We start from the raw sequence: 10,071 nt of genomic DNA, 5'->3' as shown, positions 1-10,071 counted from the left end.
GTCCTGGCGCCGGTCAGACCGGCGCCAGGCGCGGGGCGGGAGCGATCAGGAGTCGCCGCCCGCGTTGCCGGACGTGCCGGCCGTGACGTCCATCAGACGGTACTTCTCGATGGCCTGGGCCGAGGCCTCGGCCGGGACCTTGCCCTGCTTCGCGAGCTGCTGGAGCACGCGCACCACGACCGAGGGACCGTCGATCTTGAAGTGACGACGGGCCGCGGCACGCGTGTCGGAGAAGCCGAAGCCGTCCGCACCGAGCACCGCGTAGTCGCCCGGGACCCACTGGCGCACCTGGTCGGGGACCAGGTGGTCGTAGTCGCTCGTCGCGACGAACGGACCCTCGGCGCCCTGGAGCTTGGCCGTCAGGTACGGCACGCGCGGCGTCGCGGCCGGGTTGAGGAACGCGTCCTGCTCGGCGGCCAGGCCGTCGCGGCGCAGCTCGTTCCAGCTCGTGACGCTCCAGACGTCCGCGGAGACGCCCCAGTCCTTCTCGAGGAGCTCCTGCGCCTCGAGAGCCCACGGCACGCCCACGCCCGAGGCGAGGATCTGCGCCTTGGGTCCCGACGCCTCGGAGACCTTGATGCGGTGGATGCCGCGCAGGATGCCCTCGACGTCGACGTCCTCCGGCTCGACTGGCTGCTGCATGGGCTCGTTGTAGACCGTCACGTAGTACATGACGTTCTGGTCGCGCCCGTCCGAGCCGTCGCCGTACATGCGCTCGATGCCGTCGCGCACGATGTGGCGGATCTCGTAGCCGTAGACCGGGTCGTACTGGACGATCGCCGAGTTGGTGCCGGCCAGCAACGGCGAGTGGCCGTCCGCGTGCTGGAGGCCCTCACCGGTGAGCGTCGTGCGCCCGGCCGTCGCGCCGATGATGAACCCGCGGGTCAGCTGGTCGCCCGCGGCCCAGAACTGGTCGCCCGTGCGCTGGAACCCGAACATCGAGTAGAAGATGTAGAACGGGATCATCACCTCGCCCTGCGTGGCGTACGAGGTGCCGACCGACTGGAACGCGGCCGCGGAACCGGCCTCGTTGATGCCGGTGTGCATGATCTGCCCGGCCTCGGACTCCTTGTAGCTCAGCATGAGCTCGCGGTCCACGGCGAGGTAGTTCTGGCCCTGCGTGTTGAAGATCTTCGCGGACGGGAAGATCGAGTCCAGACCGAAGGTCCGGGCCTCGTCCGGGATGATCGGCACGATGCGCTTGCCGATCTCCTTGTCCTTGATGAGGTCCTTGAGCAGCCGGACGAACGCCATGGTGGAGGCGATCTCCTGGTTGCCCGAGCCCTTCTTGAGGATCTCGTACGTCTTGTCGCCCGGCAGCGTGACGGGGGCCGGTGCGGAGCGGCGCTCCGGCACGTAGCCGCCGAGCTGACGGCGACGCTCCTGCATGTACTGGATCTCCGGCGCGTCGGCACCCGGGTGGTAGTACGGGGGCTCGTACGGGTTGGCGTCGAGCTCCTCGTCCGTGATCGGGATGCGCAGCGAGTCGCGCAGCGTCTTGAGGTCGGCCAGGCCGACCTTCTTCATCTGGTGCGTCGAGTTGCGCCCCGCGAAGCCCGAGCCCAGGCCGTAGCCCTTGACCGTGTGGGCCAGGATGACCGTGGGCTGGCCCGTGTGGGCCGTGGCCGCCGCGTACGCCGCGTAGAGCTTGCGGTAGTCGTGGCCGCCGCGCTTGAGGGCCCAGATGTCGTCGTCCGACATGTTCTCGACGAGCTGCTTGGTGCGCGGGTCGCGACCGAAGAAGTGCTCGCGGATGAACGCGCCGCTCTCAGCACGGTAGGTCTGGTAGTCGCCGTCGGGCGTGACGTTCATCAGGTTGACGAGCGCACGGTCCTTGTCGGCGTTGAGCAGGGTGTCCCACTCGCGGCCCCAGATGACCTTGATGACGTTCCAGCCCGCGCCGCGGAACTGCGCCTCGAGCTCCTGGATGATCTTGCCGTTGCCACGGACCGGGCCGTCGAGGCGCTGCAGGTTGCAGTTGACCACGAAGTTCAGGTTGTCCAGGCCCTGCTGCGCGGCGAGCTGCAGCATGCCGCGGCTCTCCGGCTCGTCCATCTCGCCGTCACCGAGGAAGGCCCAGACGTTCTGCTGGCTCGTGTCCTTGATGCCGCGGTTGTGCAGGTAGCGGTTGGTCCACGCCTGGTAGATGGCCGAGGCCGGGCCGAGGCCCATGGAGACCGTGGGGAACTCCCAGAAGTCCGGCATGAGGCGCGGGTGCGGGTAGGACGGCAGGCCGCCGCCCGCGTGCGACTTCTCCTGGCGGAACCCGTCGAGCTGGTCCGCCGAGAGGCGACCCTCGAGGAACGCGCGGGCGTAGACGCCGGGGCTCGCGTGACCCTGGAAGTAGACCTGGTCACCGCCGCCCGGGTGGTCCTTGCCGCGGAAGAAGTGGTTCAGGCCCACCTCGTACAGCGTCGCGACCGACGCGTAGGACGAGATGTGTCCACCGACCCCGATCCCGGGACGCTGGGCGCGCGTGACCATGACGGCGGCGTTCCAGCGGTTCCAGCTGCGGTAACGACGCTCCATGGCCTCGTCGCCGGGGAAGTACGGCTCCTCGTGCACACCGATGGTGTTGACGTAGGGCGTGTTGATGGACGTGGGGATCGCGACGTTGCGCTCGCGTGCTCGCTTGAGCATGTTGAGCAGGACGTAGCGCGCACGAGGGCCGCCACGGTCGTCGATCAGTCCGTCCAGGGACTCGACCCACTCGCTCGTCTCAGCGGGGTCGATGTCCGGTACTTGGCTGAGCAGACCGTTGATCAGCGGTCCTGTCTCGTCAAACGAAGCCACCAGCAACCTCATATCTCGTTCGGAGCGGTATTCGGATTGAATCACGGCGCGGTACACCGTGCCCGCTCTCCTCCAGCCACTCCTGCGCAGCGAGAGCAGTCGCTGGTGGCGACTGTGCCCTCCACACTCTCGGGTGGTCGAACCATTCTGTTACCCCGCAGCCAGGAAGTCACACCACAAGGGGGTCAAGGGAGCGTGATCCTCATGACACAAGAGGGTGTGGGTCGGGTGAGCAGGGGGTGAAGGTGGTGGTCGCGCGGGGTCCGGCGAGGGTGGGTGCGGGCTCGCCGAAGGCCCGACGACGGAGCCCCCGTCAGGCCGTGGGGGCACCTTCGCGCAGGCTCTGACGTTGTGCCGAGTGCGGTTCCCCGCAACACTGGGCTTCTGCGCTGGTGGAAACGCCGCACGAAACGCCCGTCCTGCTGAGGCATGCGGGAGTGCCGTGGGCTACCTTTGCCAAGCAGGGCACTGATCATCAAGCAGTACGAAGAAGGGAAAGAGACACAAGTGGGAGCGACGACGGACCCCCAGGGTGCAGGACGCCTGGGGTTCCTCTCTGGCCATGTGGTGCAGGAGTTCGGTTGGGGCGAGGACGTCGACGACGACCTGCGCGCCGAGATCGAGGAGCTCGTCGGCTCCGAGCTGGTGGACGAGGACTACGGCGACGTGACCGACGGCGTCGTCGTCTGGTGGCGCGAGGACGACGGCGACCTGGCCGACATGCTCGTGGACGTCCAGACCGTGCTCGACGACGGTGGTCTCATCTGGATCTTCACGCCCAAGGCGGGCCGCGACGGCCACGTGGGCCACAACGACCTCCAGGAAGCCGCGACGACGGCCGGCCTGCACGCGACCAGCACGTTCGCGATCGCGCCGGACTGGTCCGCGACCAAGCTCGGGACGCGTGGCCGTGGGCGCTGAGGCGCCCGAGCTCGTGGTCCGGCCCGGCGACGTCGCCCCGGACTTCACGCTGACCGACACGCACGGCACCCCGGTCCGGCTCTCGGACCTGCGCGGTGGCCCCGTCCTGCTCGTGTTCGTGCCGTTCGCCTTCTCGGGGACGTGCACGAGCGAGCTGTGCGAGCTCCGCGACAACATCGAGGACTTCGAGACCGCGGGCGTCACGCTCTTCGCGATCTCGTGCGACCCGGTGTTCTCGCTCAAGGCCTGGGCTGCGCAGGAGGGCTACACGTTCGAGCTCCTGTCCGACTTCTGGCCGCACGGCGAGGTCTCGCGCCAGTACGGGGTGTTCGACGACGAACGCGGCCTCGCGATCCGCGGCAGCTTCCTGATCGACGCGGAGGGCGTCGTCCGGTGGTCCGTCGTGAACCCGCGCGGGCAGCGCCGGGACCTCGCGGGGTACAAGGCGGCGCTCGCGGAGCTCTGACGCACCTCCTCGGCGGGCGTGCCGCGGCTCTGAGCCGTGGTGCGCCCGCTCGTGCGTCGGTAGACCGGTGAACCGCGTGGTCGTGGGACGAACGATGACCGGTCCCACGGACCGGCGTTCGACGGGCGCCCCGGCGTGGTCCGCCGGTGCGGTCCGTGCGTCGTCGGGCGGGCGATGCCCGATCTGCGGCTGATGTGCGAGGCACGGCCGGTGACCCGGTAGGCTGTGCACCGCTGTTCCGGGGCCTGTAGCTCAGTTGGTTAGAGCGCCACGCTTACACCGTGGATGTCGGGGGTTCGAGTCCCTCCGGGCCCACCAAACCTCTGATGTTCGAACACGCGACGTACGCGGTGACGCCCTGGATGATTCCAGGGCGTTTTTCGTTGTCACCCCTGAACGCTGCTGCCTGGATCGGGCCATGGTCTTCACTGTGGATGTCGGGGGTTCGAGCGCCGGTGTGGGTAGCAGCTTCACCGTGCATGTCGGGTTGGGTCACGGCGAGGTGGTGCAGTGTGGCGAACGGTTCTGTACGGCTGGCGTGTTGGATGGTCGGTTGTCCGTTGGTGTCGTCCATGTCGATGCGGGCGAACCAGGTCTGGTTCATCTGACGGCGTAGTGCCGCGCTACCCGCTCCGTAAGCATCGCCGCAGCGACGCAGGAGGTCGGTAACTCGGGGCATGGTCGCTGCTTGAGAGGTGGTCATGTCGATCACCTCGGCTCTGCGTGTCTCGACTGAGGCGAGTTGCTGGGCGAGTTGAGCTTGCTTGTCCCGTGCGATGTCGGGCGGAACGATGCCGTCGGTGGCGTTCTCTGCCCACTTGATGCGTTCCGCCTTGAGCTGGCCGATGCGCTGGTCCAACGAGCGCACCTCGCGGCGGCGCACTTCCTGAGCGTTTCGCATCTCGTCAGCGATCTGGAGTTGGATGTCCCTGGCTCGAGGTTCTGGCACCTGCTCAGACAGCAAGAGCTGCTCGACGCGCTTCTCGACCTCATCTGCCGGTAGGTAGGGCAGATCACACCCTTGTTGATTCAGGCGGTTGATGCAGATGAAGTAGTCGTAGCGTCGACCGGCGCGGTTGCGAGTGACGTTGTAGACCATCCCCGAACCACACCACCCTCAGAACGGAAACGCCATGAACACGCCAACTCGCATCCGCGCGGCTCTGGCTTTCGCCGCCATCGTCGTTCTCGCATCAAGCTGTGCGTCGAACGACGCCCAGTAGCCAGCCCACCACGACCGAGGCGCAAGCAGCAGCAGCTGAGGCTGCACCTACAACATCCGCTGAGTCGTCTCCAACGACTGAACCGGAGCCGGTGGAGCCAACCGGAATCCGAACCGCGCCATGTACCGTGCAGGGCAACGCATCCCCGGAGATGATCGACTATCTCCTGCCAGCCGAGAGCGGCGCGGTGTGCGAAGAGTTCCCGCTCAACCTCGTTCCGGTACCGGACGTCGATGTCGAGTACACATCGAGCGTCACCCATGTGCACGCCTTCACTCACGAAGGCTGGCAGGTGCCCGAAGGGGCAACCTCGATGACGATCCGGGCCGTTGCGACTACCGAACACCCCGGCGCGCTGCCGAGCTTCGACGAGCAAGTCGCCCAACTCGAAGCAGCGGGCTGGGTGCGCATGCAGTCCTGCGCGCCGCCGCTCTACGACACAACGCCCATGGCCTACTTCGAACCGCGTGACGGCTGGGACCTGACGCTCATCAGCACACCCCCGTCGATCGCCAGCTACAACGTCAGCGACTACGGGGTGGCTGCCAACTCGTGTCACAGGTGAGAGGCATCGTTTTGCCTGCGCTAGCGCCGCGTTCGCTCATCAAACCTGCGCTCTACTCGACGTCATGTCGCGCGCTCTCCGTTGCCAAGTTTGGTGACCGCACGGGGCTAGCGAATATCGCTCTACCTAAATCCAGCTAACACTCCTCACTCATCAAGCCGGAGACGACCCTATGAAATCCCACATCATGGACGCTAGTACACGAGATGGTCAGCGAGACAGAGCCGGGCGAACTGTTGATGTTCACGGCGGGGTAGCGCCTACGCACGCCGTGGTGGGGCAACGATGTTCGCAGAGACTCTACTATTCCGAGAAGCTTCTCATCGAGGCCTTCAGCATCTTCTTCTCAATCTTGAAGTCGCTCATGAGACCTAGTCGTTTCGGGATGGCCAAGAGTCGACGGTGAGCCTGCGTGTCAGTGAAAGGAGGCTTGGCGAGTGCCTTCGCAAGGCGTACATAGGGGTCGGGTAGCCGACGCATGATGGCCAGGAACTCGGCGCGACTTATCGTGTCGGCGTGAGTCAGCACGAGATCGATGATCGTGTCAGTGCGAACCCTCTTTGCAGCCAACAACTCAATGTCCGCAACTGGAAGCGCGTGGCGCTTACTAAGGGCGAGACGTGCCAGAGGGCCACAACTCGCTCCATCAACTGCTTCCGCATACTCCTGCAAACGAGGCAACAGCGCCCGCTTTACGCCCCAAGCGACTATGTTCGATTTTGCGATTCCTCGGAACGTTTCCGTTGTCAGCTCCAGCTCCCCAAGGAAGTCGGGGAACTTCTTGGAGCCAAGTATGAAGTTCTCACGGACTGGCCATGGACGCTCTGCTAGCGCGCTGAACGTCCCGGCCTTGTCGGACACTACGTCGCGTTCCACAAGTAGCTGGAAGAGTTCCGGACTCGCATTAACGGACTCATCAAGGTTATCGACTGCTACGTAGTGCCGAAGCCGAAGAGACTTTGTGATCGAAGCCTTCGCCTCCGGGTTGATGTCTTCTGCATTGAGAATCGCTAGCGCGATCTTCATCCGATCCGTATCGTCTTCGTCGTTCGTCGCGCCCGAGATCGAACCAGTCTCGTTGAGATACGACGCAAGTGGCTCGTCAACCCCGTAACACTCGATGTATGCCTCTATGTTCGACAGGCTGACAGGGAAGCGCCGCGACTCCGAGAGAGCGGGCCAGAGGTTGTCGTGCAGCTCGGAGATGACGTCAGTATTACAGTCGGGGGCAGAGTTCTTAATGATCAAGCGGAGAGTCGTCTGGCTGGAACTCGCGATATCTTCGAGGATCCCGGCGAACGAGTCTTTGCTGCGGACTGTGAACTCGGTTGCCGATGAAGCTGTTGCAATTCTCGCGTAGTCGTCGATGTTGTCCTTGATGTATCCGTACACATCTGGACTTTGGGCTGCGAGATCTAGTGCAAGATCAGGTTGGCCAAGGGCACTGGCAAGGTTGGCTTCGCAGAAGTCGTAGAGGCGTGCCGCCACGACGGCGACCTTGACCGCGTCGCCGAGGCCGGTCAGCGACGGTAGCTTGATTCTGAGACTCTCCAGGAGGGTGCAGAGGCGAGCTGCCTCGGCGTGGGTTGTCGCGCCAGCGAGGGACTTCAGATCGCCATAGTGGGCGCGCACATGCTCAACTAGGGAGTCACTAGTCTCGTAGGAGATCTCTGGTGTGGCGCCGCGAATCGCTGCGTCTATAAGCGTTAGGCGTAGATCTTCGTCGATCTCCGCCTCATCGGCGACGTAGACCATGACGCGGCTCCAGTGTGCCGCCAGGCGCTCGATTAATCGGCTCGTTTCGGCGTCCTTGGTGGAGAGATACTTGGCTAGAAACGTCTCAGCGTCCGCATTGAAGCGTGCAAGCCGAGGGAGCAAACCGTCAAGTCGGGGATCGTCACTCTTTAGGAGGTAGTTGAAGATCGAGACGTTGTACATGAAACGATCAGTCCATCGGGTCTCCGTGACCTCGGTCAAAAGCTGTTCGATATCGGTGTCAGATCCAAGGTCATAGAATGTGTCGACAGAATTCTTTTCGACACAACGCATGATAAAGGTTCGCACGAGAGGCTTTACCACCGTGCCCTGATATTGCGAAACGTAGAGCGTAAAGTTCTGTTCAATAAGTCCGGCGTCGAGAAGGTCTCGTACGAGTTGCGACTTGAACCGCTCCTCCATGATGACTCGTAGAGTTCTCTTGCTGTCGTCCTCATAAAACGTCGAAAATGCGAGCAGGTCGCCTAGCGATGCGTAGCGAATGAACTCGCGGTCGTTTTGAGCCTTCGTCAAGCGATCTTGAAGTCTGCGAAGATCTGACGTGCCCCACAGCTCATCGCCTAATTTGATCTCCAAGACGTCCTCAATCTCTGCGCGCGTAAGTTGCATTCCTCTCGGCTGCCCATAGTAGTTTTGAGTGGCGAATGGAATACTCAGCGGCGCATCGACTTCTGCGAGTGCTTCCCAAAATGCGGGTGTCTTCAACTCGTCATCGGTGTAGCTGACGCCATTATGCACGTAGGATCCCTGACGAGAGATATTGGTGGTACTCGCAAGGAAGCCGATGCGCTTTGCCAGACGGCCTGCGAGCAGATCGGCTCGTCGCGCACGAAGCTCGTCATCACGTATTTGTTTACGAAGAGAAGCGATCTCGCCATCGAGCCGTTCAATGTTTGTGTCTACAAAGTCGCGGTAGCTCTCGTAGAGCGTGTCGAGGTCGCTATCTCCATGTGTGATCTTCTCGTAGTCGGCTAAGAAGAGATTCTTGTAAACGATCATCGCGAGCAGTAGTTCGGGCTTCAGCCCTTCTACGCCACTATCGTTCAAGACTTTCTGCGCGAAGACGATGTACTCGTTGACGATGTTAGTGATGAGTCGCTTCTCGGTGATATGGCGCGCGGTGATGTTAATGACCTCCGGCGGGAGAGCGATGTTTCGATCCTTAAGCTCATCGGTCAGGTGGTCACGAGAGTTTTTGTGAGTGATGAAAGGCACTACCGGAACAACGATGTCGAAGAACTTCGTTCGATTGGTGCGCGCGGATCGAGCAAGCTCTTCGGAGTCCTGTTCTGGCGAACCCTCTCGAGCCTCTAGCTGACCTAGCTTCTCAAAGATGCTGTCCTTTATCGCGTAGATAAATCGGATCGGCCGTTGTGAAAGATGTTCAGATCCATTCAAGATAGTATTGAGCTCTCGCAATGTCTCGAATATGTAGGGATCGTCGAAACGGTCGATGTCTTCAAGAATCACAATGTCGAACTCGGTTTCCTCGAAGAAGTAGATGATTTCGTCAAGATACTCATCAAAGAAGTTGTCCGAACCGGCAGACAGTGTGATTGATGCGCCTCCAGCAGTGGCTTCGCCGCCAATCTGAATTTTGCTTGGAATGGCGGATAGTGCCCACGTCACGAGAACGGCGACAACTGAGAGAGCGGCAATGCCAGAGAGGAGCTGCCAGTACCAATGATCGCCGAATTGCATTGCAGACGGATCGATCCAGCCGAGTAAGAAGGCAACGACGGTAAGCGCCGACAAAACGATGCCAACTTTGAGGAAATTTGGCCAGAAGTGGAATTGTTGGATGCGCGAGTAGCGGGAGCGTGGGACTTTAGAAGGGCTTACGCGATACAGGAGTTGCTTTACGATCTCCTTTTGAATTAGGTTCGTGATATGTGGAGTGCCACCAGAATCGTCAGAAGCAGCACGCTGGGCTTTGATGGCATCGCCAGATAGCGTGGCGAGCGAAATGCTCAGCGTGCGATCAGGATGATCTCCCGCCACTCTCTGAAGGATGGAGCTCTTTCCAATGCCGTAACTACCAGTAAGCGCAATGTTTAAGATGCGCCCGGCGTCCTCTTCATCGACAAGGGCGCGATTAAGATGATCTACGTACACCCTGTGGTGGGACTCGTCATATGACGGGTGGAGTGGCTTCAGTATCGTGACCAGCTCTCCGCCCGGCTTTGCCTCATTGCCCTCTGGCGGATTGCTTGCCGCATCTGTCATGTCCGTATTGTATCGCATGTGATAACTCTCGACCAGCAGTATTGGTTCTGCAGGTGTCAAAATACCGACAAAAATGACTAGGCAACCTTATCGATATTTGA

General features: G+C 62.0%; 5 protein-coding genes, 1 tRNA gene and 1 pseudogene. 4 read left to right on the top strand and 3 right to left on the bottom strand.

Annotated elements, in window-relative coordinates:
• Nucleotides 1-45: 45 nt before the first annotated feature.
• A complete protein-coding gene (gene aceE, locus ACFWFR_RS02930) occupies nucleotides 46-2,793 on the bottom strand; it encodes a pyruvate dehydrogenase (acetyl-transferring), homodimeric type (RefSeq protein ID WP_191805558.1) in 2,748 nt (915 codons plus the stop codon).
• Nucleotides 2,794-3,300: 507 nt separating this feature from the next.
• On the opposite strand from aceE, the gene ACFWFR_RS02925 reads away from it, so the two are divergent.
• The 3 genes from ACFWFR_RS02925 (at nucleotide 3,301) to ACFWFR_RS02915 (ending at nucleotide 4,498) form a co-directional block, all read left to right on the top strand.
• Entirely contained in the window at nucleotides 3,301-3,714 is a 414-nt protein-coding gene (locus ACFWFR_RS02925; RefSeq protein WP_056651057.1) for a DUF3052 domain-containing protein, read from the top strand.
• Nucleotides 3,698-4,180, top strand: coding sequence for a peroxiredoxin (locus ACFWFR_RS02920; protein WP_377621073.1), 483 nt, complete (start codon nucleotides 3,698-3,700; stop codon nucleotides 4,178-4,180). The genes ACFWFR_RS02925 and ACFWFR_RS02920 overlap by 17 nt, the downstream gene beginning before the upstream one ends.
• Before the next feature lie 241 nt (nucleotides 4,181-4,421).
• Nucleotides 4,422-4,498, top strand: a tRNA-Val gene (locus ACFWFR_RS02915).
• Here ACFWFR_RS02915 and ACFWFR_RS02910 read toward each other — a convergent pair.
• Nucleotides 4,455-5,285: pseudogene (locus tag ACFWFR_RS02910) on the bottom strand (hypothetical protein); the annotation flags it as partial. The gene ACFWFR_RS02915 and the pseudogene ACFWFR_RS02910 overlap by 44 nt on opposite strands.
• 269 nt (nucleotides 5,286-5,554) lie before the next feature.
• Here ACFWFR_RS02910 and ACFWFR_RS02905 point away from each other — a divergent pair.
• Complete coding sequence (locus ACFWFR_RS02905) at nucleotides 5,555-5,968, top strand: hypothetical protein (protein ID WP_377621072.1); 414 nt, start codon at nucleotides 5,555-5,557, stop codon at nucleotides 5,966-5,968.
• Nucleotides 5,969-6,271: 303 nt separating this feature from the next.
• On the opposite strand, the gene ACFWFR_RS02900 is transcribed toward ACFWFR_RS02905, so the two are convergent.
• The gene (locus ACFWFR_RS02900; protein ID WP_377621069.1) at nucleotides 6,272-9,970 is read right to left on the bottom strand and encodes a hypothetical protein; all 3,699 of its coding nucleotides are present in this window, start codon (nucleotides 9,968-9,970) and stop codon (nucleotides 6,272-6,274) included.
• Nucleotides 9,971-10,071: the final 101 nt, after the last annotated feature.

It is taken from the genome of Oerskovia sp. NPDC060287, assembly GCF_042726775.1.
GTDB classification, from domain to species: domain Bacteria; phylum Actinomycetota; class Actinomycetes; order Actinomycetales; family Cellulomonadaceae; genus Oerskovia; species Oerskovia merdavium.
Note: the sequence above shows the minus strand (reverse complement) of the source record. Positions and strands in the feature narration are given on the sequence as shown.